The sequence below is a fragment of the Streptomyces lichenis genome, from assembly GCF_023218175.1.
Lineage (GTDB): Bacteria > Actinomycetota > Actinomycetes > Streptomycetales > Streptomycetaceae > Streptomyces > Streptomyces lichenis.
Map to the genome: position 1 here is coordinate 47160 of NZ_JALPTH010000034.1, position 21906 is coordinate 69065.

18 protein-coding genes and 1 pseudogene are annotated in these 21906 nt (G+C 73.9%); 13 read left to right on the forward strand and 6 right to left on the reverse strand.

From position 1 onward, the window contains the following. Positions 1-16: 16 nt before the first annotated feature. Positions 17-1174: an oxygenase MpaB family protein gene (locus tag M1O15_RS27450; protein ID WP_248636888.1), complete on the forward strand. Its 1158-nt coding sequence runs from the start codon at positions 17-19 to the stop codon at positions 1172-1174. A gap of 22 nt (positions 1175-1196) precedes the next feature. Here the strand turns inward: M1O15_RS27450 and M1O15_RS27455 are convergent, their stop codons facing one another. Continuing rightward, a complete protein-coding gene (locus M1O15_RS27455; protein ID WP_248636889.1) occupies positions 1197-2417 on the reverse strand; it encodes a cytochrome P450 in 1221 nt (406 codons plus the stop codon). A gap of 175 nt (positions 2418-2592) precedes the next feature. Here M1O15_RS27455 and M1O15_RS27460 point away from each other — a divergent pair, with 175 nt between their 5' ends. Next, complete coding sequence (locus M1O15_RS27460; RefSeq protein ID WP_248636890.1) at positions 2593-3459, forward strand: polysaccharide deacetylase family protein; 867 nt, start codon at positions 2593-2595, stop codon at positions 3457-3459. 25 nt (positions 3460-3484) lie between these two features. On the opposite strand, the gene M1O15_RS27465 is transcribed toward M1O15_RS27460, so the two are convergent. Continuing rightward, positions 3485-4153, reverse strand: coding sequence for an AIM24 family protein (locus M1O15_RS27465; protein ID WP_248636891.1), 669 nt, complete (start codon positions 4151-4153; stop codon positions 3485-3487). Positions 4154-4223: 70 nt separating this feature from the next. On the opposite strand from M1O15_RS27465, the gene M1O15_RS27470 reads away from it, so the two are divergent. After that, positions 4224-4910, forward strand: coding sequence for a peptidyl-tRNA hydrolase (locus tag M1O15_RS27470; protein ID WP_248636892.1), 687 nt, complete (start codon positions 4224-4226; stop codon positions 4908-4910). A 6-nt stretch (positions 4911-4916) separates the two neighbouring features. Here M1O15_RS27470 and M1O15_RS27475 read toward each other — a convergent pair. Further along, a pseudogene (locus M1O15_RS27475) lies at positions 4917-5126 on the reverse strand (hypothetical protein); the annotation flags it as partial. A 203-nt stretch (positions 5127-5329) separates the two neighbouring features. On the opposite strand from M1O15_RS27475, the gene M1O15_RS27480 reads away from it, so the two are divergent. The 4 genes from M1O15_RS27480 to M1O15_RS27495 all read left to right on the forward strand — a co-directional run bounded on the left by M1O15_RS27480 (position 5330) and on the right by M1O15_RS27495 (position 9461). Then, positions 5330-6103 carry a DUF4142 domain-containing protein gene (locus M1O15_RS27480; protein ID WP_248636893.1) on the forward strand — a complete coding sequence of 258 codons (774 nt, stop codon included), beginning with the start codon at positions 5330-5332 and terminating at the stop codon, positions 6101-6103. A gap of 161 nt (positions 6104-6264) precedes the next feature. After that, entirely contained in the window at positions 6265-7602 is a 1338-nt protein-coding gene (locus tag M1O15_RS27485) for an MbnB/TglH/ChrH family RiPP precursor modification enzyme (protein ID WP_248636894.1), read from the forward strand. Next, on the forward strand, positions 7599-8606 hold the full coding sequence (locus M1O15_RS27490) for a TIGR04222 domain-containing membrane protein (RefSeq protein WP_248636895.1): 1008 nt from the start codon (positions 7599-7601) through the stop codon (positions 8604-8606). Before M1O15_RS27485 ends, M1O15_RS27490 begins: the two co-directional genes overlap by 4 nt. 84 nt (positions 8607-8690) lie before the next feature. Then, positions 8691-9461, forward strand: a complete 771-nt coding sequence (locus M1O15_RS27495) for a TIGR04222 domain-containing membrane protein (protein ID WP_248636896.1) — start codon at positions 8691-8693, stop codon at positions 9459-9461. Between the two features lie 223 nt (positions 9462-9684). Here M1O15_RS27495 and hemQ read toward each other — a convergent pair whose 3' ends face one another. Then, a complete protein-coding gene (hemQ, locus tag M1O15_RS27500; RefSeq protein ID WP_248636897.1) occupies positions 9685-10398 on the reverse strand; it encodes a hydrogen peroxide-dependent heme synthase in 714 nt (237 codons plus the stop codon). A gap of 4 nt (positions 10399-10402) precedes the next feature. After that, positions 10403-11881, reverse strand: coding sequence for a protoporphyrinogen oxidase (gene hemG, locus M1O15_RS27505; protein ID WP_248636898.1), 1479 nt, complete (start codon positions 11879-11881; stop codon positions 10403-10405). 48 nt (positions 11882-11929) lie between these two features. On the opposite strand from hemG, the gene M1O15_RS27510 reads away from it, so the two are divergent. Beyond that, a complete protein-coding gene (locus M1O15_RS27510) occupies positions 11930-13321 on the forward strand; it encodes an FAD-dependent oxidoreductase (RefSeq protein WP_248636899.1) in 1392 nt (463 codons plus the stop codon). 66 nt (positions 13322-13387) lie between these two features. Here M1O15_RS27510 and hemE read toward each other — a convergent pair whose 3' ends face one another. Further along, the gene (gene hemE / locus M1O15_RS27515; protein ID WP_248636900.1) at positions 13388-14533 is read right to left on the reverse strand and encodes a uroporphyrinogen decarboxylase; all 1146 of its coding nucleotides are present in this window, start codon (positions 14531-14533) and stop codon (positions 13388-13390) included. A gap of 91 nt (positions 14534-14624) precedes the next feature. On the opposite strand from hemE, the gene M1O15_RS27520 reads away from it, so the two are divergent. The 5 genes from M1O15_RS27520 (at position 14625) to M1O15_RS27540 (ending at position 21705) form a co-directional block, all read left to right on the forward strand. Beyond that, positions 14625-15317 (forward strand): DUF3000 domain-containing protein, encoded by a 693-nt coding sequence (locus tag M1O15_RS27520; protein WP_248636901.1) that lies wholly within the window; start codon positions 14625-14627, stop codon positions 15315-15317. Between the two features lie 777 nt (positions 15318-16094). Then, positions 16095-16757 (forward strand): helix-turn-helix transcriptional regulator, encoded by a 663-nt coding sequence (locus M1O15_RS27525; RefSeq protein ID WP_248636902.1) that lies wholly within the window; start codon positions 16095-16097, stop codon positions 16755-16757. Positions 16758-16836: 79 nt separating this feature from the next. Then, the gene (locus M1O15_RS27530; protein WP_248636903.1) at positions 16837-18135 is read left to right on the forward strand and encodes a ribonuclease D; all 1299 of its coding nucleotides are present in this window, start codon (positions 16837-16839) and stop codon (positions 18133-18135) included. Between the two features lie 223 nt (positions 18136-18358). Continuing rightward, positions 18359-19579, forward strand: coding sequence for a thiolase family protein (locus M1O15_RS27535; RefSeq protein WP_248636904.1), 1221 nt, complete (start codon positions 18359-18361; stop codon positions 19577-19579). Further along, positions 19576-21705: a 3-hydroxyacyl-CoA dehydrogenase NAD-binding domain-containing protein gene (locus tag M1O15_RS27540; protein ID WP_248636905.1), complete on the forward strand. Its 2130-nt coding sequence runs from the start codon at positions 19576-19578 to the stop codon at positions 21703-21705. The genes M1O15_RS27535 and M1O15_RS27540 overlap by 4 nt, the downstream gene beginning before the upstream one ends. Positions 21706-21906 lie beyond the last annotated feature (201 nt).

Below are 21906 nucleotides of genomic sequence, written 5' to 3' on the forward strand. Positions count from 1 at the left end.
GAGGGAAGAGGAGCCGATGACCCTGACCGAGGCCTCGATGGACGCCCTGCGCGGCCGAGGCGACGAACTGGCCGACGCCACCGTCGCCACCCTCTTCGCCCGGGGCGAGGTGGGGAAGTTCAACACCCTGATGCGGTACGTCTCCACGGCCGGGGCGCCGCTGCCGGACGGGCTGCCCGAGGTGGCGCGGGAGTATCTGCACACCACCGCCGCGCCGCCGGACTGGGTGGACTGGGGCGAGATGGAGCGGGCCCGGCTGTTCTTCACCGACAACAACGTGCACATCTCCACCGCGCTGTCCTTCGCCGCCATGCCCGCCTGCTATCTGGTGCCGCATGTGGCGCGGCTGCTGTCGGCCACCCATGGGCTGAGCTACCCCTCCAAGCGGATGGCGGAGACCGGCCAGTTCACCGTGTACCTGATGCAGCCCGGCGCCTTCGAGGCGGGCAGCCGCTTCATCCCGGCGGCGCAGAAGGTGCGGCTGCTGCACGCCGCCATCCGCCACCACCTGGTACGCGAGGGCCGCTGGGACACCGCGGCGCTGGGCACGCCGATCTGCCAGGAGGACATGATCGGCGGTCAGATGTTCTTCTCGATGCTGGTGCTGGACAGCCTGCACCGGCTCGGCATCCACATGTCCGAGGAGGGCGCCGACGCCTACTACTACGCCTGGCGGGTGGTGGGCGCGATGCTCGGCGTCGACCAGGACGCCGTGCCGAGGACCGTCACCGAGGCCCGCGCCTTCCTGGATCTGTACATGGTCCGGCACATGGGGCCCTCCGAGGAGGGGGCGCACCTCACCCGGCAGCTGGTCGAGCTGTACGAGGAGGTGGTGCCCGGCACGGTCTTCGACCCGGTGGTCTCCGCCCTCATCCGCTATCTGGTCGGGGACACCTGCGCCGACTGGCTGGAGGTGTCCCGTACGCCCTTCGACACGGCGGTACGGGCCGTTCCGCAGCTGCTCGGGGTGCTGGAGACCATCGAGGACCGCTCGCCGTTCGGCGCCTGGGCGCTGGACCGTCTCGGCCATCTGACCTCGGTCTTCGAGCTGTCCACACTCACCCGGGGCCGGGTGATGCACTACGCCGTTCCGGAGGCGCTGCGCAAGGAGTACGGGGTCTCCGGCGCGGTGCCCCGCACCCGCCGGTGGACCCCGCCCGCCGCCACGGTGTGACGGGAGCGGGGTCACGCGGGGTTCACCAGGCGACCGGGAGCGCCTCCGGCCCGCGGATGAGGGTGCGGCGGCGCCAGGGCACCTCCTCCGGCGGGACGGCGAGCCGCAGCGCCGGGAAGCGGTCGACCAGGGTGTCCACCAGCAGCTCGGTCTGCATCCGGGCGAGCATGGCGCCCGCGCAGTAGTGCGGGCCGTGCCCGAAGGAGACATGCGGGTTGGGCGCCCGGTCGAAGTCGATGCGCTCGGGGTCGGGGAAGACGTCCGGGTCGCGGTTGGCCGAGAGGTACGAGACGTAGACCGCCTCGCCCGCGTGGATCCGCACCCCGTGCAGCTCGACGTCCTCGCAGGCGATCCGGGCCAGCCCCACGGCGCTGCGGTGCGGGATGTAGCGGAGCAGCTCGTCGGTGAAGCGGGCGCGGTTCTCCGGTTCGGCGCGCATCCGCTCCAGCAGGGCGGGCCGGGTGAGCAGCAGGAAGAACATGTTGCCGACGTTGTTGGTGACCGCCTCGCCGCCGATCTGGAGCGGGCCGGCGACGCCGATGGCCTCCTCCTCGGTGAGGTCGCCGCGCCCCACGGCCGCGCCCAGCAGGGAGACCACGTCCTCCCCGGTGGCGCCGCGGCGGGCCCGGACCTCCTCGGCGAACCAGCCGTACATCCCCTCCTTGGCACGGGCGGTGGCCTCGGCGCCGGCGGCGGAGACGATCTGCCGGGTCCAGGCGGCCATCCGCTCCCGGTCGGCCTCCGGGATGCCCATGACCTCGCAGATGGTGGTGAGCGGGAAGGGTTCCAGGACACGGGCGGTGAGGTCGGCCGGCGAGCCGCCTTGGACCATCGCCTCCACCAGCTCGTCCAGCATCTCCTGGCAGCGGGCGCGCAGCCGCCCCACCCCGCGGGAGGTGAAGGCGGGGGCGACGGCCGTGCGCAGCCGGTTGTGGTCGGGCTGGTCGGCGAAGGCGAGTGAGCCCGGCTTGGGCTTGAAGTGCGGGGCGATCCGGGTGACCTGACCGGTGGCGACGGCGGCCCGGCTGAAGCGCGGGTCGTTGACGACGGCCTTGACGTCCTCGTAGCGGGTGAGCAGCCAGGCCCAACCCTCGCCGTGGGCGAGTTGGACGCGGGTGATCGGGCCCTCGCGCATCAGCTCGCCGAGCACCGGGTCGAAGTCGGTCCCGGTGAGGTCGAGCGAGGGCCAGTGCCGCACGGGCGGCGGACCCAGCAGGGGGCGGGTCGCGGTGTCCTCGGTCATGCGTGCCGTCTCTTTCGTCTGGGCGGGGATTCGTGTGGGCGGGGAGCGGGCTCCCGTTCACGATCGCCCGGACGGGGCGGGACCTCGCGCTGGACTACTCCGGACGGCAGCGGGAGGAGGCACGGGTGGCCGCCCGGCACGGCGGAGCTGGTCCGATGATCATATATTTCACTATGTGACGAGCTTCGTACGAAAAGTGACGTTCTGGGCGCTGGCCCCGCTACTCCCCCTCTGCCTGGCCGGTTGCGGTGACGCCGCGGCGCCGGGGCCCGCCGGACCTACCGCGGCCGCCCGGCCGAACAGCGCGCCCGCCGCCCCCGTTCCGGCCGCGCCGCCGGTCCTGGCGCCCGGCCCGGGCGGGCTGACCCCGGTGTTCACCCGCGGCAGCGCGGCCGGGGGCAAGACGGTCGCCCTCACCTTCGACGCCGATATGACAGCCGACCAGGGGCCCCGGGCGGCGAACGGCGAGCGGTTCGACAACCCGGAGCTGATCGCCACCCTGCGCCGCCTCAAGGTGGACGCGACCGTGTTCATGACCGGCCGCTGGGCCGAGGAGTACCCGGACCAGGCGAAGGCCATCGGCACCGACCCGCGCTTCGAGATCGCCAACCACTCCTACAGCCACCACGCCTTCACCGGCGACTGCTACGGGCTGCCCCGGGTGGACGGCGAGCGGATGGCGGCCGACGTACGGCGGGCCTTCGACGCGTTCAAGGCGGCCGGGGCGCGGAACACCGTGCCGTACTTCCGCTTCCCCGGCGGCTGCTACGACGACGCGGCGCTGCGCGCGCTGGGCCCGGCGAAGGTGACGGCCGTCCAGTGGGACGTGGTCAGCGGCGACGCCTTCGCCACGGACGCGGACGCGGTCGCCGAGCAGGTCCTGGACGGCGTGAAGCCCGGCTCGCTGGTGGTGATGCACTGCACCCGCAGCGCGGCCCCGGCCACCGAGCGGGCCATCCGCCGGATCGTGCCCGAACTCCGGGCGCGCGGCTACCGGTTCGTCAAGGTCTCCGAACTGATGGCCGGCGCCCGGCGCGGCTGACGCCGGGCACCGACCCCGTACAGGACTACTCCGGCTTGGGCACCAGCTCGCTCGGGCGGACCACGACGAAGCCCTCACCCTCCAGCTTGAGCTGCACCGCCTCACCGGAACCGCCGCGGATCATCGAGCCCACGGACTGCGAGCGGTGCAGCGAGGTGCCCAGCTGCGCGCTCCAGCCGACCACCGCGTCGGTGTCCACGTAGACCGGCTGGTTGTGCGAGACCGGGATGACGATCGGGTTGCCGTCGCAGACCAGCGCCAGCTTGCCGTGGCCGGTGAACACGCTGTTGAACAGCCCGCCGCCGGTCATCCCTGCGCCCTTCACGGTCTTGATCTCGTACGAGAGGGTGGCGTCGAAGCAGAGCACGTTGCGCCCGTTGACGGTCAGCGCGTCCCCGGGCTCGACGTCCACGATGAAGCAGTTCTGGGCCTCGTGCGCGAACCAGGCCTCGCCCTGTCCGCGCACCGCCATCAGCGCCAGGCCCTCCCCGGTGACGGCCCGCTTGAGCATCCCGCCCAGGCCCTGGCCCTTCCGCTCGAACTGGAGGTTGCCGCGGAAGGCGACCATCGATCCCTGCCGGGCGTGCATCTCCCCGTTGACGGTGTACTTGACGGACTTGGCGTTCTGCAGGGCCATCCCGGGGACGGCGGCCTGCTGCGCGAGGTTCTCGGCTGCGAAAAGGTCGCTCTTCATGCGGGCATGGTCGCCCGGAAGAGGCCGTTCCGCCAAGATCGCGGTCCCGGGCACCTGGCAGACTGGCCGGGTGAGCAGCACCGATGACCCCCGTGACGCCCTTCCGCAGTATGTGCTCCCGCTCGTCGTACGGCTGGAGCGGGACGCCCCGCCCGCCCGTACCGACGCCCTGGAGGCCGCCGCCCGCGCCGTACTGGTGATGCTGTCCGACGACCGCTCCCACGGCGAGGGCGAGTGGGCCGAGGCGATGGGCGCCTGGCAGGACGCCCGGATCCGCAAGGTGGTCCGCCGGGCCCGGGGCGCCGAGTGGCGCCGGGCCGCCGCCCTGCCCGGGCTCACGGTGACCGCCGGCACCGCCGAGGTACGGGTGTTCCCCCCGGTGCCGCTGGACGGCTGGCCCAAGGAGCTGGCCAAGCTCCAGGTCTCCGGCACCGAGCTGACCGACCCCGCCGACCCGCCCGCCCGCGCCCCGGAGCAGGCCCTGCTGTGGCTCAGCCCCGAGCTGTCGATGTCCACCGGCAAGGAGATGGCGCAGGTCGGCCATGGCGCCCAACTGCTCTGGTACGCCCTGCCGGAGCCGGACCGCAAGGCCTGGCGGGAGGCCGGCTTCCCGCTCACCGTCCACACCGCGAGCGCCGAGGACTGGAGCGGGCTCACTACCTCCGGCCTCCCGCTGGTCCGGGACGCCGGCTTCACCGAGATCGCCCCCGGCTCCTGCACCGTGGTCGCCGACCACCCGGCGGCCCGGCGCGTCTAGGGCCGCTCAGCGGAACTCGTGCACCAGCTCGATCGGCCCCACGATATGGGCGTTGAACTCGTCCAGCTCCCCGGCCGGCACCCACAGCTCCAGGATGGTCCGGCCGCCCGCCTGCCGGACCGGGTGGCGGCGCAGGAAGCCGGTGTCCACCGCGAAGCGGGTGACGAAGCCGGCGCCGTCGTGCCGGACGTTCCAGTCCCGGGCGATCACGACCGCGCCGAACCACTCCCCTGACCAGCGCTTTCACCCGCCCCCTCCGAGACGGTGTGAGCGAAGTCGCATCCCATAACCGGCATACCCGGCGCCCTCCTCGGCCGTCCGGCGGAACTGAACACTCCGCCCCCGGTATACGTACCTCCCAGCAATGCATCGGCGTCAGGCATCCGCGTCCTGCGTCCGGCTCGGGAGGCACCCACTTGTTGCGACGTATCAACGGCACGGCCCTCATCCTCGCGGCCCTGGTCGCCACCGTGGGGGCGCTGGCGTTCCCTGTCTGGTCCTACGCCGACCGGTCGGGCACCGGGCAGGCGAACCTCAACGCCTCGACCGTGGCCACCCAGTGGGGGCCGCTGTCGGCGCTGGACCGGGACTTCCTGGTGAAGGTGCGGCTCGCCGGGCTGTGGGAGCTCCCCGCCGGGCAGCAGGCCATCGAACGCGCCCCCAGCCAGGCCATCAAGGACGCCGGCGACCATCTGGTGGTCGGCCACACCGACCTGGACCAGCGGGTGCGGGACGTCAGCGCCAAGCTGGGCGTGGAGCTGCCCAACCAGCCCAACGAGCAGCAGCAGGGCTGGCTGCGGGAGCTGTCGGCGGCCCAGGGCCAGGAGTACGACCGGAAGTTCGCCAACCTGCTGCGCAACGCGCACGGCAAGGTCTTCGCGGTGGTGGCCGAGGTGCGCCACACCACCCGCAACATGCTGGTGCGCCAGCTCGCCTCGGACGCCAACCAGACGGTGCTGGACCACATCACGATGCTGGAGGCGACCGGCCTGGTCGACTTCGACGCGATAGCCAACGAGGCCGCCGGGGGCGCCACCGCCAGCCCCTCCGGCCCGCCGCCGCCCAACGGCAACCTGCCGCCCGCCCCCTCCCCGGCCCGGCCCAGCGGTGACGGGTCCTTCACCTCGCGCCCGTCCACCCAGCCCGGCGCCCCCACCGCCGTCAACACCAACCGGCCCGCAGCCGGGAACTGACCCATAACCCATCCCCTTGGCCCCCCAACCTCAAATGAAGCTCTGAACAGGGCCGGGTGCGGATTGACCGCCGCCGGGCGGGGCCATCACCCCTGCGACCGGAGTACCGGATGATCGGATCACCGGACGGACGACGAGTCCGGAGCGCGGAGGTGGGGGACATGACCGCAGGCATGGCGGCACTGGGAGTGGGGATCGGCTGGCGGCCGGAGATCGCGGAGGCGGTCGAGGGGCTGGCCGCCGGCGGCCCGGGCGGGGTCGACTGGGTGGAGGTGGTGGCGGAGAACGTCTGCCCCGGCCACCTCCACCCCTCGCTGGCCCGGCTGCGCGAGCGGGGCGTCACCGTCGTCCCGCACGGGGTCTCCCTCGGGCTCGGCGGAGCCGACCGCCCCGACCCCGGCCGGCTCGCCGACCTCGCCGCCCGGGCCGAGGCCCTGGGCGCGCCGCTGGTGACCGAGCACATCGCCTTCGTACGGGCCGGGGGGCCGCTCACCGGCTCACCGCGGCTGGAGGCGGGCCATCTGCTGCCGGTGCCGCGCACCCGGGAGGCCCTGGACGTGCTCTGCGAGAACGTGCGGATCGCCCAGGACAGCCTGCCGGTGCCGCTGGCGCTGGAGAACATCGCCGCCCTGTTCGGCTGGCCCGGCGAGGAGCTGACCGAGGGGCAGTTCCTGGCCGAGCTGGTGGAGCGGACCGGGGTGCGGCTGCTGATCGACGTGGCCAATCTGCACACCAACCACGTCAACCGGGGCGAGGACCCGGCCAAGGCGCTGGCCGAGCTGCCGGTGGAGGCCATCGCCTACGTCCATGTGGCCGGCGGGGTCGAGCGGGACGGCGTGTGGCACGACACCCATGCCCACCCGGTGCCCCGGGCCGTGCTGGACGTCCTCGCCGACCTCGCCTCCCGGGTGTCCCCGCCGGGGGTGCTGCTGGAGCGGGACGACGACTTCCCGCCCCCCGGTGAGCTGGCCTCCGAGGTCGCGGTGATCCGCGAGACGGTGGCCGCCGGCGGAGCCGGGCGGGCGCCTACCGATACGGGCACCGTCGCGGACGCGGGGCGGCCCCGGGTGGTCGCGGCCGGGCAGGGCGCCCGGGAGCGGCTCGCCCTCGCCCAGACCGCGCTGCTGTCCGGCCTGGTCGCCGGCGGGCCCGTGCCGCACGGTTTCGACGCGGCCCGGCTGCGGGTGCAGAGCCGGGCGCTGACGGCCAAGCGGGCCGGGGTGGTCGCCAAGGTGGCTCCCGAGCTGCCGGGCATCCTCGGCGACGGCTACCGGCCGGCGTTCGGCGGGTACGCGGCGGGCCGGCCGATGCGGGACGGCTACCGGCGGGACGCGCTGGACTTCGCCGAGCACCTGCTCAGCCGGAACCTGCCGGAGGACCCGGCAGCCCGGCGCGAGCTCACCCGCTGGTGGCGGGACCGGGCGGGCGCACGGCCGCCGGGCCGGACCACCCGGCTGCTGCGGGCCGCCCGTACCGCGCTGACGGGAGCCCGGGCATGAACATCCTCACCTTGCTGGTGTACGCGTTCGTCCTGGTCGCCTCGGTGGTGCTGGTCACCGCGGTGGTGCGGCGCGGGCGCGGCGTCCGGACGGCCGACCGGGCACCGCTGGACCGCTCGGAGGCGGCCTTCCTGGGCGGCGGTCCCGCGCGGACCGTGGACGCGGCGATCGCCGCCCTGCACGCGGACGGCCGGGTGGTGGTCGGCGGCCCGGGGATCATCACCGTGGTGCGCCCGGAGGCCCGGGACACGGTGGAGCGGGCGGTGCTGGACACCCTCGCCGCCGCGCCGAACGGCGCCCTGCACACCGTACGGCTGGCGGCCATGCGCCACCCGGCCGTCCAGGAGGTCGGGGACGGCCTGGCGGCCCGGGGGCTGCTGCTCCCGCCCGGCCATGAGCCCGGCGCACGGCGGCTGGCCGGGGCGCTGGCCGGGGGCAGCGTGCTGCTGCTGTTCCTCGCCATCCCGCTGACCTTCATCCAGATGGCCACCGCCTTCGACGCCGCCGACCAGGACTTCCCGGTGCCCTTCGTCTTCACCGTGGTGCCCGCGGTGGTGGCGGGTGTGGTGGTGGGCGCGGTCTGCCGCAATCTGCTGGGGCGCCACACCACCCGGGCCGGCACGGCCGCCCGGGACGAGTACCGCAGGGCCTACGCGGCGTCGGCCGACCCGGGGGCGCTGGTCGCGGCGCAGGGGCTGCGCGCGCTGCCGGACCGGGCGCTGTTCGAGCAACTGGTCGCGGCGGCCCGGATGAGCGGTGGCCGGGGCAGGCGCCGTTCGGCGGCCCATGGCTCCGCCGACGACAGCGCGGTCTACGCCGGAGGGGCCGCCGTGGTGTGGTGCGCCTCGACCGCCCCCGGCGGGGGCGACGGCGGGGGCGGCGGCTGGGGGTGCGGCGGAGGCGGGTCCAGCTGCGGCGGCGGATCGAGCTGCGGCGGCGGGAGCAGTTCCAGCTGCGGTGGCAGCGGTGGCGGGTCGAGCTGCGGAGGCGGCAGCTCCGGCTGACCGGGCCCGAAAGCCCGCCGCACCGCCGTCCACTTGGTGAATATCCCGTGGCGGTCCCCCGCACCGGTGGCGTACAACTCCGGCATGCTCTGGGTCCCTCTTCTGCTGGTCACCTGGGTCGCGGCGGCCCTCAGCTGCGTACGGCTCTGCCTGACCGCCGTGGCCGCCACCGACCACCACCGCCCCGGCCCCGGGGACACCGGGCCCGCCGCCGAACTGACCCTGCACGAGGCGGCGTTCCTGGCCGGCGGCCCGCAGCGGGTGGCCGAGCTGACCCTGGTCTCGATGCACCGGCGGCAGCGGGTGCTGCTCGCCCACACCGGCTGGGCGACGGTGGTCCGGCCGGACGGCGGGGACGAGTGGGAGCGCTCCGTCCTCGGGGCGATCGGCCCCGAGGGGCAGTCCCCGATAGCCGCGGTACGGGCCGGGGCCTCGGCGGACCAGCCCGTACGAAGCCTGGCGGACCGCCTGGTCGGCAGCGGGCTCGCGGTCGCCGCCGACACCCGGGCCGCGGTGCTCGGGGCGCTGCGCGCGGTACGGGCCTCCACCGCGCTGACCGTGGCGCTGGCCGCGGCCGCCGTACTGCTGCTGCCCGAGGCGCACACCCCGGCCGCGCCCGAACTGGCCTGGTTCGGGCTGCCGCTGGTGCTGACGACGGGCTGCCTGGTGATCGCCCGGTTCGAGTGCCGGCCGTACACCGGCTGGGCCTCTCCGGCCGGGCAGCGGCTGCTGCGGCGGCTGAGCCCCCGGGACCCGCTGTCGGCGGTGGCGGTCGGCGGAGTCGGCACCCTGGACGACCCCGCGCTGCGGGCGGCGCTCACCACCCCGCACCCGCGGGCCCTGGGCATCCGCTAGCGCTCTGGCGTACGACGAAGGGTGCGGCGCGCGTACACGACGCGCGCCGCACCCGGAGCGGGACCCTCTACGGCGGTCCGGTGTCGCTGGAGCGGTCGGCGGGCGGGACGGGAAGCGCGTACACGCACCCCCCGGCGCCCTCCGGCCGTCTGATCTTCCGGACCTCGGGTCTCCCGCGAGAAGTGACCGCGGCCCTGGCGAGGCAACGGCCCGGTGGCCGGCGTTACGCCAGCCCGGCCACCAGATCCGCCACCGACTTGCGGCGGCCGGTGTAGAACGGCACCTCCTCGCGGACGTGCATCCGCGCCTCGGAGGCCCGCAGATGGCGCATCAGATCCACGATCCGGTACAGCTCGTCCGCCTCGAAGGCCAGGATCCACTCGTAGTCGCCCAGCGAGAACGAGGCAACCGTGTTGGCGCGCACATCAGGGTAGCCGCGGGCCATCTTGCCGTGGTCGGCGAGCATCCGGCGGCGGTCCTCGTCCGGCAGCAGGTACCAGTCGTAGGAGCGCACGAACGGGTAGACGCTGACGTAGTCGCGGGCCGTCTCGTCGGCGAGGAACGCCGGGATGTGCGACTTGTTGAACTCGGCCGGGCGGTGCAGCGCCATGTTCGACCAGACCGGCTCCAGCGCCCGCCCGAGCGTGGTGCGGCGGAAGAGGTTGTACGCGTCCTGAAGAGCGTCACTGGTCTCGGCGTGCCACCAGATCATCAGGTCGGCGTCGGCGCGCAGACCGGACAGGTCGTAGGTGCCGCGGACGGTGACGTCCTTCTCGGCGAGCTGGTCGAACAGCTCCTGGACCTCGTCGGCGTAGCCGGCGCGGTCGGCGGGCAGCACCTCGCGCAGCTTGAAGACGGACCACAGCGTGTAGCGGATGACCTCGTTGAGGTCCTTCGCCTTCTTGCCGGCGTTCGGGATCTTTTCGGGCGCACTCATGGGGCTATTCTCGCCCCCCGCCCGCGGTGCCGTGCGCCAGGGTCGGCATGGCGAGGATCTCGTCGGCCGCGCGGTGGGCGCTGGCCACACAGGCGGGGATCCCGACCCCGTCGTAGACCGCCCCGCAGACCGCGAGACCGGGCAGTTCGGCCACCGCGGCGCGGATCCGGGCGACCCGGTCGAGATGGCCCACCGGGTACTGCGGCAGCCCCCCGGTCCAGCGGGTGACCACCGAGGCGACCGGCGCGGCGGTCAGTCCGGTGGCGGCCGCCAGATCGGTACGCGAGGCGGCGACCAGCTCCCCGTCCTCCCGGCGCAGGTGCTCCTCCTCCCCATGCCGCCCCACCGAGGTGCGCAGGAACAGCAGCTCGTCCGAACCCTCGTCCGTCCAGCGCCACTTGCGGGAGGAGAAGGTGGACGCCTTGATGGTGCGTCCGTCCACCGGCGGGACCAGGAACCCGGAGCCGGCCGGCAGCACCGCCTCCGCCTCCGCGCGCCGGTAGGCGAGGGTGACCAGGGCCATCGAGGCGTACTCCACGGCGGCCAGTTCGGCCGAGGCCGCCGGAGCCAGGGAGGCCAGCAGCTCGGAGGCCGACCAGGCGGGCGTCGCCAGCACCACCGCGTCCGCCTCGATCAGCTCCCCGCCCGTGCGCACCCGCCACCCCTCCCCCGTCGTCCTCCTCAACTCGTGCACCGGACGGTCCAGCCGGATGTCGCCCCCCAAGCCGGTGACCGCGTCCGCGACCGCCCCGGGCAGGGTGCCCACCCCGCCCGCGATCCCCAGGAAGACCGGCCCGCTCGCCCCGGCGGCGGCCCGCTGCACCGCCCGTACCGCCTCCATCAGCGTCGGATGCCGCCGGGCCTCCTCGTACAGCTTCGGCACGGCGGCCCGCAGCGAGATCCGGTACGCGTCCCCCGCGTACACCCCGCCGAGCAGCGGCTCCACCAGCCGGTCCACCACCTCGCGGCCCAGCCGCCGGGCGACGAACTCCCCCACCGCCACATCGCCGTCCAGCTCCTCCGGATCGATCGGCGGCAGCGCCCCCTCGGCCCCGATCCGCTCGGTACCCTCCGCCGACAGCAGCCCGGCGAGCGCGGCCGGATCCCCGGGCACCCCCATCACATGGCCCTTGGGCATCGGCCGCAGGGCGTCCCGGGTCCACACCGAGGCGGTGGCGGTGGCCGGCGGCTGGAGCCGGTCGCCCAGGCCGACCGCCCGGGCCAGCTCCACCGCCTCGGGCCGGCGGGCCAGCATCGACTCGGCGCCCAGATCCACCGGGGCGCCCGCCAACTCCCCCGCCTGGAGCTTGCCGCCGAGCCGGGTGGTGGCCTCCAGCACGGTGACCCGCGCCCCGGCGGCGGCCAGCCGATGGGCCGCCGCCAGCCCCGCGATACCGCCGCCGATGACGACGGTGTGCCCGCCGCGCCCCGTACCGGCGTCCGCCGCCGTCCCCGCCCCGCTGATGCCGTTGGTGCCGTCCATGCGGCCACTCTCTCAGACGCCCCGAGCGCACCGCGTAGCGTGTCGGCCATGGCATCCACAGGACGCGAACGACTGGTGGTCATCGGCGGGGACGCGGCGGGCATGGCGGCCGCCTCGCAGGCCAGACGGCTGAAGAAGCCCGAGGACCTGGACATCATCGCCTTCGAGCGGGGCCACTTCACCTCGTACTCGGCATGCGGCATCCCCTACTGGGTCGGCGGTGAGGTGGACGGCCCGGACGCGCTGATCGCCCGCTCCCCGGAGGAGCACCGCGAGCGCGGTATCGACCTCCGGCTGCGCACCGAGGTGGTGGAGCTGGACCCGGACCGCTCCCGGGTGCGCACCCGGCAGGTGGACTCCGGTACGGAGGAGTGGACCGGCTACGACAAGCTGGTCATCGCCACCGGGGCCCGCCCGGTGCGGCCGCCGCTGCCGGGCATCGACGCGCCCGGGGTGCACGGGGTGCAGACCCTGGACGACGGTCAGGCGCTGCTGGACACCCTGGGGCGGCTGGAGGGCGACCACGGCCGCCGCGCGGTGGTCGTCGGCGCCGGGTACATCGGCGTGGAGATGGCGGAGGCGCTGCTGTTGCGCGGCTACCGGGTGACCGTCCTCAACCGGGGCGAGCAGCCGATGTCCACGCTCGACCCCGACATGGGGCGGCTGGTCCACCAGGCGATGGACGGCCTGGGCATCGAGACGGTCGCCGGAGCCGAGGTCACCAAGATCCTCACCGGTGAGGACGGCACGGTACGGGCGGTGGCCACCGACGACGCCGAGTACCCCGCCGACGTGGTGGTCCTCGGCATGGGCGTGGCCCCCGAGACCGCCCTCGCCCGGGACGCCGGGCTGCCCCTCGGCTCCTTCGGCGGGCTGCTCACCGACCTCTCCCAGCGGGTGCGCGGCCGGGAGGACATCTGGGCCGGCGGCGACTGCGTGGAGGTGCTGGACCTGGTCTCCGGCCGCGAACGCCACCTCCCGCTCGGCACCCACTCCAACAAGCACGGCCAGGTCATCGGCGCCAACGTCGGCGGCGGCTACGCCACCTTCCCCGGCGCGGTCGGCACCGCCGTCAGCAAGGTCTGCGACCTGGAGATCGCCCGCACCGGGCTGCGCGAGAAGGACGCCCGCGCCGTCGGCCTCCAGTACGTCACCGCCACCATCGAGGCGACCAGCCGGGCCGGCTACTACCCGAGCGCGGCCCCCATGACGGTGAAGATGCTCGCCGAACGCCGCACCGGCCGGCTGCTGGGCTGCCAGATCGTCGGCCGCGAGGGCGCGGCCAAGCGGGTCGACATCGCGGCGGTGGCGCTCACCGCCGGGATGACGGTCGAGCAGATCGTCGCCCTGGACCTCGGCTACGCCCCGCCGTTCTCCCCGGTCTGGGACCCGGTCCAGGTCGCGGCCCGCAAGGCGGTCGCCGCGGTGCGCGCGGGCTGACGCCCGGGGTACGCGGGAGGGGCGGCGCCGTTCCCCGCGACGGCGCCGCCCCTCCCCCCTCCGCTCTCAGCCCCTGCCGCCCGCCGTCTTCTCGTGGACGTACTCCACCAGCCGGGTCAGGGCGTCCGGGTCGGTGGTGGGGAGCACCCCGTGGCCCAGGTTGAACACATGGCCCTCCAGACCGGACGCGGCGGCCAGCACCTCGTCGGCCTTGGCCTCGACCGCCTCCCGGGTGGAGAACAGCACCGCCGGGTCCAGGTTGCCCTGGAGCGCCTTGCCGGGCCCGACCCGGCGGGCCGCCTCGTCCATCGGCACCCGCCAGTCCACGCCGACCACGTCCGCGCCGACCTCGCCCATCAGCCCCAGCAGTTCGCCGGTGCCCACACCGAAGTGGATGCGCGGCACGCCGTACCCGGCGACCGCCTCGAACACCTTCGCCGAGGCGGGCATCACCGAGCGCCGGTAGTCCGCCGGGGAGAGCGCGCCGACCCAGGAGTCGAAGAGCTGCACGGCCGAGGCGCCCGCCTCGATCTGCACCTTCAGGAAGGCGGCGGTGATCCCCGCGAGCCGGTCCAGCAGATCCGCCCAGAGCTGCGGGTCCCCGTACATCAGGGCCTTGGTGTGCTCGTGGTTCCGCGACGGCCCGCCCTCGACCAGATAGCTGGCCAGGGTGAACGGGGCCCCGGCGAAGCCGATCAGCGGGGTGGCGCCCAGCTCGCCGGTGAGCATCCCGATCGCCTCGGTGACGTAGTGCACGTCCTCCGGGGTCAGCTCCCGCAGCCGCTCCAGGTCGGCCCGGCTGCGGATGGGCTCCGCCACCACCGGCCCGACCCCCGGCTTGATGTCCAGGTCGACGCCGATGGCCTTGAGCGGCACCACGATGTCGCTGAAGTAGATCGCCGCGTCCACCTTGTGCCGGCGCACCGGCTGCAGGGTGATCTCGGTGACCAGCTCGGGCCGCATGCAGGACTCCAGCATGGGGATGCCCTCGCGCACCTTCAGGTACTCCGGCAGCGAACGCCCCGCCTGGCGCATGAACCACACCGGCGTGTGCGGCACGGCCTCCCGCCGGCACGCCCGAAGAAACGCGGAGTCACGCGTCTGCGAGTTCTGCGAGTTCTGCGAGTTCTGCGAGTTCTGCGGCTTCTGCGGCTTCTGCGGGTTCTGCGGGGGCGGGGTCTGCTGGCCCGGGGGGCGTCCGTTGGCACTCACGCACCGAATCTTCGCATGCGTGGGCAACCGGCTCGCGGGGCCCGGGGTGTCCCTCCCGCGTGCGGGGCTCCTTCCGCCTAACCTTCCCGGCATGGCTGCGGCGCATGGACAGTTCTCCGATCACTCCGCTCACCCCGAGGGGGGTGGCGGAGTCCCCGATTCCGGGCGGCAGGAGGCACCGTCCGTGCCGCCGGCCTTCCGGCGCGCGGTGGACGGTCTGACGTCGGCGCGGATGCGGCCGGAGATCGAGCTGGACACCGCCCCGGCACCGAAGCGGCTCGCGCCCTACGCGTACGCCCTCGAAGCGGCCGTTGTCGCGGACGACGAGGACCTGGCGGACGGCCGCCTCGTCCTGCTCCACGACCCGGACGGGCACGAGGCCTGGCAGGGCGCCTTCCGCCTGGTGACCCTGGTCCGGGCCGAGCTGGAAGCCGAGATGGCGGCGGATCCGCTGCTGCCGGAGGTGTGCTGGACCTGGTTGACCGGCGCGCTGGAGGCCCGCGGCCTCCCCTACGACGAGGCGTCCGGGACGGTGACCCGGGCGGGCTCGTACTACTTCGGCGGCCTCGCGGACCGGCGCCCGGCCACCCAGATCGAGATCCGCGCCTCCTGGACCCCGCGCGAGGGCTCCGGCGGGGTGCCGGACACCTCGGCGCACCTGGCCGCCTGGTGCGACCTCCTCTGCCAGGTCGCGGGCCTCCCCCCGTCCGCCCCGTCCACCCCGGACGGCCCCTCCGCCGGCGTGGTCTCCCTCCCCCAACGCCGAGGCCCCCGCCGCGCCTAGTGTTGACCGGGTCTTCGTCTGCGGCCCGGTGGCCCCGCTGACGCGTCTGCGTCTGCTGTGGACCGGTCCGGTGGCGGTTTGCGGGTCCGGTGGGTGTGCACTCTGCCCGGTGGGTGGGGGGCGGGGCACTCCGGGCTCACGTGCTCGCCGCTCGCGCTCACCGTCAGACGGTCAAGCGCACCGCCTCATTACGCTCGGCGGCTGCGCGCGCGACCCTGCGTACCCCACCCAACGTCCGGAGGGCGAGTGCACCCCCGGTGGCCCCATCTCCCGGCCTGACGGCCGGGACCAATGCCCGACGCGACGGTACGGGCCCCAGGCCCGAAAGGGCCGTATCCGGCGGTACGAGTCGGGCAGGGCCGTCCCACCCGCCGGGCAGTAGCGCCCCACCGGTGCGGGCCCTCGGCCCGGAAAGGATCCACGGCCCGGAAGGGGCTCAGGTCCGGGCGGGGCCCGGTAAGAGGTGGCCCGGGCCGTCGGCCCGGAGGTCATCAGCCACGGTGAATCGGTCAGTGCGCCGCCGGTCGGGTGGGGGTACGCAGGGTCGCGCGCGCTGGGGGTACCCCCTGGACGGAGTCCTTGGGGGAGAAGCCACCGGCCCGCACCGGGGCCCTGGCCGCCGCCCGCTCTAGGGCCCGGTGGAATTGTTACTCACTAGATCGTGATCTTCCCCTAAAGGCGGAGCCACCGGCTGCCGAAGAGTCCTGTGACCCATCCCGCACGGTTCGCCCGGCTTTTCCCCGAGCCGGTGTCCCGCACCTTCCCCCTGGAGGCTTGGTGTCCGTTCTCCTCGAGCAGCCCGCAAGCCTGGTCGCCTACCGGCCCAACAAGCCCACGGCCATGGTCGTCGTGGCCGATCCCCGTGTCCGTTCCACCGTCACCCGCCACCTCTGGGCGCTCGGCGTCCGGGATGTCATCGAGGCGTCGTCGATCGCGGAGGCCCGCCCGCGCATCGGCAACCCTCGTGACATCTGCGTGGCGGACGTCCACCTGCCCGACGGCTCCGGGCTGACCCTGCTGTCCGAGACCCGCGCCGCGGGCTGGCCCAACGGGCTGGCGCTGTCGGCCGCCGACGACATCGGTGCCGTGCGCAACGCCCTGGCGGGCGGCGTCAAGGGCTATGTCGTCACCGGTACCCGTACCAACATCGGGCACCCGACGCGGCACGGCGCCGCGCCGATCGGTGCCGCGGCCGCGCGGCTGCACCGCCGCCCCCCGGGTGCCCCGAGCCACCCGGGCGGCTACCGGGAGCTGTCCGGGCGCGAGGTGGAGGTGCTGCGCCTGGTGGCCGAGGGGCAGTCCAACAAGGCCATCGGAGTGTCGATGGGCCTGTCCGCGCTGACCGTGAAGAGCCACCTGGCGAGAATCGCGCGCAAGCTCGGCACGGGCGACCGGGCCGGGATGGTCGCGGTGGCGCTGCGTACCGGGATCATCCACTGACCGGATCCGGCACCCTCGGACGCCCGTCGACGGAACGTTCCGTCGACGGGCGTCCGCCGTTCACGGATATTGTTGACAGGTGACGGACGCCCGAGAGACCGCAGCCGAGACCGTACTGCGCACCACCGGGGGCGGCCCTCCGGACGACGCCGCGACCGGCGTCGCGGTCGACGGGGCGCCCATTCCCCTGCTGGAGCCCCGCGAGGGGATCCCGCCGGTGGTGGCCGACGAGCATGCCCTGGCGGAGGTGGTCGCCGCCTTCGCGGCGGGGACCGGACCGGTGGCGGTGGACGCCGAGCGGGCGTCCGGATACCGCTACGGGCAGCGGGCGTATCTGGTGCAGCTGCGGCGCGAGGGCGCCGGCACCGCGTTGATCGACCCGGTCGGCTGCCCGGACCTGTCGGGCCTCGGTGAGGCGCTGGGCGGGGCGGAGTGGATCCTGCACGCGGCCACCCAGGACCTGCCGTGCCTGCGGGACATAGGCATGGTGCCGGACACCCTGTTCGACACCGAGCTGGCCGGGCGGCTGGCCGGGTTCCCGCGGGTCGGGCTGGGCGCGATGGTGGAGACGGTGCTCGGTTACGCGCTGGAGAAGGGGCACTCGGCGGTGGACTGGTCCACCCGCCCGCTGCCCGAGCCGTGGCTGCGGTACGCCGCGCTCGACGTGGAGCTGCTGCGGGATCTGCGCGACTCCCTGGAGGAGGAGCTGCGGGGGCAGGGCAAGCTGGAGTGGGCGCGCCAGGAGTTCGCCGCGATCGCCGCCGCCCCGCCCGCGCCGCCGCGCAAGGACCCGTGGCGTCGGACGTCGGGGATGCACAAGGTGCGGCGCCGGCGCCAGATGGCGGTGGTGCGGGAGCTGTGGACGCTGCGGGACAAGATCGCCCAGCGGCGGGACGTGTCGCCGGGCAAGGTGCTGGGGGACGCGGCGATCGTGGAGGCGGCGCTGTCGCTGCCGGCGAACGTGCAGGCGCTGTCGGCGCTGAACGGGTTCGGTCAGCGGCAGGGGCGGCGCCAGCTGGAGCAGTGGCAGGCGGCGGTGGACCGGGCCCGGGCGCTGCCCGAGGACCGGCTGCCGCAGCCGGGGCAGCAGGTGACCGGGCCCCCGCCGCCGCGGGCGTGGGCGGACAAGGACCCGGTGGCCGCGGCCCGGCTGACCGCGGCGCGGGCGGCCGTGACGGCGCTGGCGGAGGCGCTGAACCTGCCGCCGGAGAACCTGATCACCCCGGACACGGTGCGCCGGGTCTGCTGGGAGCCGCCGGCCGAGCCGACCGCGGAGGCGGTCTCCGCGGCGCTGGCCGGGTACGGGGCGCGGCCCTGGCAGGTGGAGCAGGTGACTCCGGTGCTGGTGGGCGCGTTGTCGGCGGTGGAGAAGGGCTGAGAGAGCGGGGATACCAGCAGGGGTCGGAAGGTGGCGCCCTCTCCTTCGGGAGGGGGCGCCGGTGTGTGCGGGGGCGGGCTCGCCGCGGTGACGGGGTGTGACGTTCGCCGCTGTCGGCGGGGGGACTGTGCAGTCTGGTTACCCGTAAGTAGCATGGGGGCGAGCGCGCGCTTAGCCGTGTGCGCCGCAGCAGTGCCACCCCGCACCCTGGAGGAGAGCCATCGTGCCTCGTACCGTCAGGGACGTCGTCTTCGTCGACGGCGTCCGCACCCCGTTCGGCAAGGCGGGCCCGAAGGGCGTCTACCACGAGACCCGTGCCGACGACCTCGTCGTGAAGGCGATCCGGGAGCTGCTGCGCCGCAACCCGGACCTGGACCCGGCCAAGATCGACGAGGTGGCCATCGCGGCGACCACGCAGATCGGCGACCAGGGCCTGACCATCGGCCGGACCGCGGGCATCCTGGCGGGGCTGCCGCAGTCGGTGCCGGGCTACTCCATCGACCGGATGTGCGCCGGTGCGATGACCGCGGTGACCACCACGGCCGGCTCCATCGCCTTCGGCGCGTACGACGCGGTGATCGCGGGCGGTGTGGAGCACATGGGGCGCCACCCGATGGGTGAGGGCGTCGACCCCAACCCGCGGTTCGTCAGCGAGAAGCTGGTGGACGAGTCCGCCCTGTTCATGGGCATGACCGCGGAGAACCTGCACGACCGCTACCCGCACATCACCAAGCAGCGGGCCGACGAGTACGCGGTGCGCAGCCAGGAGAAGGCGGCCAAGGCGTACGCCAACGGCAAGATCCAGGCCGACCTGGTGCCGATCTCGGTGCGCCGGACGAACGCCGAGGCGGGTGAGACCGGCTGGGGTCTGGTGACGGCGGACGAGCCGATGCGCCCGGGCACCACGCTGGAGAACCTGGCCGGGCTGAAGACGCCGTTCCGGGTGCACGGCAACGTCACCGCGGGCAACGCGGCCGGTCTGAACGACGGCGCCACCGCCTCGCTGGTGGCCTCCGAGGACTTCGCCCGCGAGCACGGCCTGCCGGTGAAGATGCGGCTGGTCTCCTTCGCGTACGCCGGTGTGGAGCCGGAGGTCATGGGCTACGGCCCGATCCCGGCCACCGAGAAGGCGCTCGCCAAGGCGGGCCTGACCATCGGTGACATCGGTCTGTTCGAGATCAACGAGGCGTTCGCCGTGCAGGTGCTCGCCTTCCTGGACCACTACGGCATCGCCGACGACGACACCCGGGTGAACCAGTACGGCGGCGCCATCGCCTTCGGCCACCCGCTGGCCTCCTCCGGCGTCCGGCTGATGACCCAGCTGGCCCGCCAGTTCGAGGAGCAGCCGCAGGTCCGCTACGGCATCACCACCATGTGCGTCGGCTTCGGCATGGGCGCCACCGTGATCTGGGAGAACCCGCACTTCGAGGGGGAGAAGGCATGAGCAGCACCACGGAGCTTCTGAAGGGTGCGGCCGAGCTGTTCCCGGACGAGGTCGTCACCACCGCCCACGTACGCCACTTCGACCTGCCCGCCGGGGCCGGCCGGTTCGCGCTGATCACGCTGGACAACGGGCACGACCACACCAAGCCGACCACCTTCGGCCCCCAGTCGCTGGCGAACCTCAACGCCGCCATCGACGTGGTCGAGAAGGAGGCGGGGGCGGGTGAGATCGTCGGTGTCGGGATCACCGGCAAGCCGTTCATCTTCGCCGTCGGCGCCGACCTCAAGGGCGTGGAGCTGCTGAAGCGCCACGAGGACGCGCTCGCCATCGGCAAGGGCGGCCACGAGGTCTTCAAGCGGCTGGCCGCGCTCGCGGTGCCCACCTTCGCGTACTACAACGGCGCGGCGATGGGCGGCGGTGTCGAGGTCGGTCTGCACTGCACCTACCGCACCGTGTCGAAGTCGGTTCCGGCCTTCTCGCTGCCCGAGGTCTTCCTCGGCCTGGTGCCGGGCTGGGGCGGCTGCGCGCTGCTGCCGAACCTGATCGGCGCCGACCGCGCGGTCTCGGTGATCATCGAGAACTCGCTCAACCAGAACAGGCAGCTCAAGGGCGCCCAGGTGCACGAGCTGGGCATCGCCGACGCGGTCTTCGAGGGCGCGGACTTCCTGGAGCAGTCGCTGCACTGGACCGCCGCCGTGCTCAAGGGCGAGATCGCCGTCGAGCGCGCCGAGATCGACCGCGGCGAGGGCTGGGACCAGGCCGTGGCCCGGGGCCGGTTCATCGCCGACTCCAAGGTGCACGGGGCGGCCCCGGCCGCGTACCGGGCGCTGGAGATCATCGAGGCGGCCAAGGACGGGGACCTCCAGAAGGGCTTCGACGCCGAGGACACCGCGCTGGCGGACCTGATCATGGGCGGCGAGCTGCGCAGCGGCATCTACGCCTTCAACCTGGTCCAGAAGCGCGCCAAGCGCCCGGCCGGCGCCCCGGACAAGTCGCTGGCCCGCCCGGTCACCAAGGTCGGTGTCGTCGGCGCCGGTCTGATGGCCTCCCAGCTGGCGCTGCTCTTCCTGCGCCGCCTTGAGGTGCCGGTCGTGCTGACCGACATCGACCAGGAGCGCGTCGACAAGGGTGTGGGCTATGTCCACGCCGAGATCGAGAAGCTGCTCGGCAAGGGCCGGATCAACCAGGACAAGGCGAACCGCCTCAAGGGCCTGGTCTCCGGCGTCCTGGACAAGGCCGAGGGCTTCGCGGACGCGGACTTCATCATCGAGGCCGTGTTCGAGGAGATGAGCGTCAAGCAGAAGGTGTTCGCCGAGGTCGAGGCGGTCGCCCCGGCGCACGCGATCCTCGCCACCAACACCTCCTCGCTGTCGGTGTCGGAGATGGCGGCCAAGCTGCGGAACCCGGAGCGGGTCGTCGGCTTCCACTTCTTCAACCCGGTCGCCATCCTCCCGCTGCTGGAGATCGTCCGCGGCGAGCAGACCGACGACGCGGCGCTGGCCACCGCGTTCGGTGTGGCGAAGAAGCTGAAGAAGACCGCGGTGCTGGTCAAGGACGCCCCGGCGTTCGTGGTCAACCGCATCCTCACCCGCTTCATGGGCGAGATCCAGAACGTCATCGACGAGGGCACCCCGGTCGCCACCGCCGAGAAGGCCGTGGAGCCGCTGGGTCTGCCGATGTCGCCGCTGGTGCTGCTGGAGCTGGTCGGTCCGGCCATCGGCCTGCACGTCTCGGAGACGCTGAACCGGTCCTTCCCGGAGCGCTTCACCGTCTCGCCGAACCTCAAGGCGGTCGTGGAGGCCGGCAAGCGGGGCTTCTACGTCTACGACTCCGGCAAGCCGGAGCTGGACCCGGAGGTCGCCGCGCTGCTCAAGCAGGGCGAGCGCGTCCTGACCGAGGAGCAGGTGCGGGCCCGTGTCCTGGACGCGGTCGCGCAGGAGATCGGCCTGATGCTGGACGAGGGCGTGGTCGCCGAGGCGCAGGACATCGACCTGTGCCTGATCACCGGCGCGGGCTGGCCCTTCCACCTGGGCGGCATCACGCCGTACCTGGACCGTGAGGGCGTCTCGCAGCGGGTGAACGGCAAGCCGTTCCTGGCGGCGGGTGTCGCCAGCGTTCCGGCGTAACGGCTCCCCCTGGGGGGATTGGGACGGCCGCGGGCCGTACGGGAGAGGTCGGTCTCCTGTACGGCCCGCGGCGTTTGGCGGGGGGGCTAGGGGTCGGGAGGGCGAGGGGCCGGGGGCCCGGTGCGGCTGGGGGGGCCGGGCTGGCCCAGGGGTGGCTGGAGGGCTGGGTGGCCGGGGTAGCTAAGTGGCCGGTGCGGCCCG

Excerpts from the sequence above, each read along its gene's own strand:
- M1O15_RS27485 (WP_248636894.1), top strand. The coding sequence starts at position 6,265 with ATGACCGCAGGCATGGCGGCACTGGGAGTGGGGATCGGCTGGCGGCCG.
- hemQ (WP_248636897.1), bottom strand. The coding sequence starts at position 10,398 with ATGAGTGCGCCCGAAAAGATCCCGAACGCCGGCAAGAAGGCGAAGGAC.
- M1O15_RS27490 (WP_248636895.1), top strand. The coding sequence starts at position 7,599 with ATGAACATCCTCACCTTGCTGGTGTACGCGTTCGTCCTGGTCGCCTCG.
- M1O15_RS27455 (WP_248636889.1), bottom strand. The coding sequence starts at position 2,417 with ATGACCGAGGACACCGCGACCCGCCCCCTGCTGGGTCCGCCGCCCGTG.
- M1O15_RS27450 (WP_248636888.1), top strand. The coding sequence starts at position 17 with ATGACCCTGACCGAGGCCTCGATGGACGCCCTGCGCGGCCGAGGCGAC.
- M1O15_RS27540 (WP_248636905.1), top strand. The coding sequence starts at position 19,576 with ATGAGCAGCACCACGGAGCTTCTGAAGGGTGCGGCCGAGCTGTTCCCG.
- hemG (WP_248636898.1), bottom strand. The coding sequence starts at position 11,881 with ATGGACGGCACCAACGGCATCAGCGGGGCGGGGACGGCGGCGGACGCC.
- M1O15_RS27510 (WP_248636899.1), top strand. The coding sequence starts at position 11,930 with ATGGCATCCACAGGACGCGAACGACTGGTGGTCATCGGCGGGGACGCG.
- M1O15_RS27465 (WP_248636891.1), bottom strand. The coding sequence starts at position 4,153 with ATGAAGAGCGACCTTTTCGCAGCCGAGAACCTCGCGCAGCAGGCCGCC.
- M1O15_RS27495 (WP_248636896.1), top strand. The coding sequence starts at position 8,691 with ATGCTCTGGGTCCCTCTTCTGCTGGTCACCTGGGTCGCGGCGGCCCTC.
- M1O15_RS27520 (WP_248636901.1), top strand. The coding sequence starts at position 14,625 with ATGGCTGCGGCGCATGGACAGTTCTCCGATCACTCCGCTCACCCCGAG.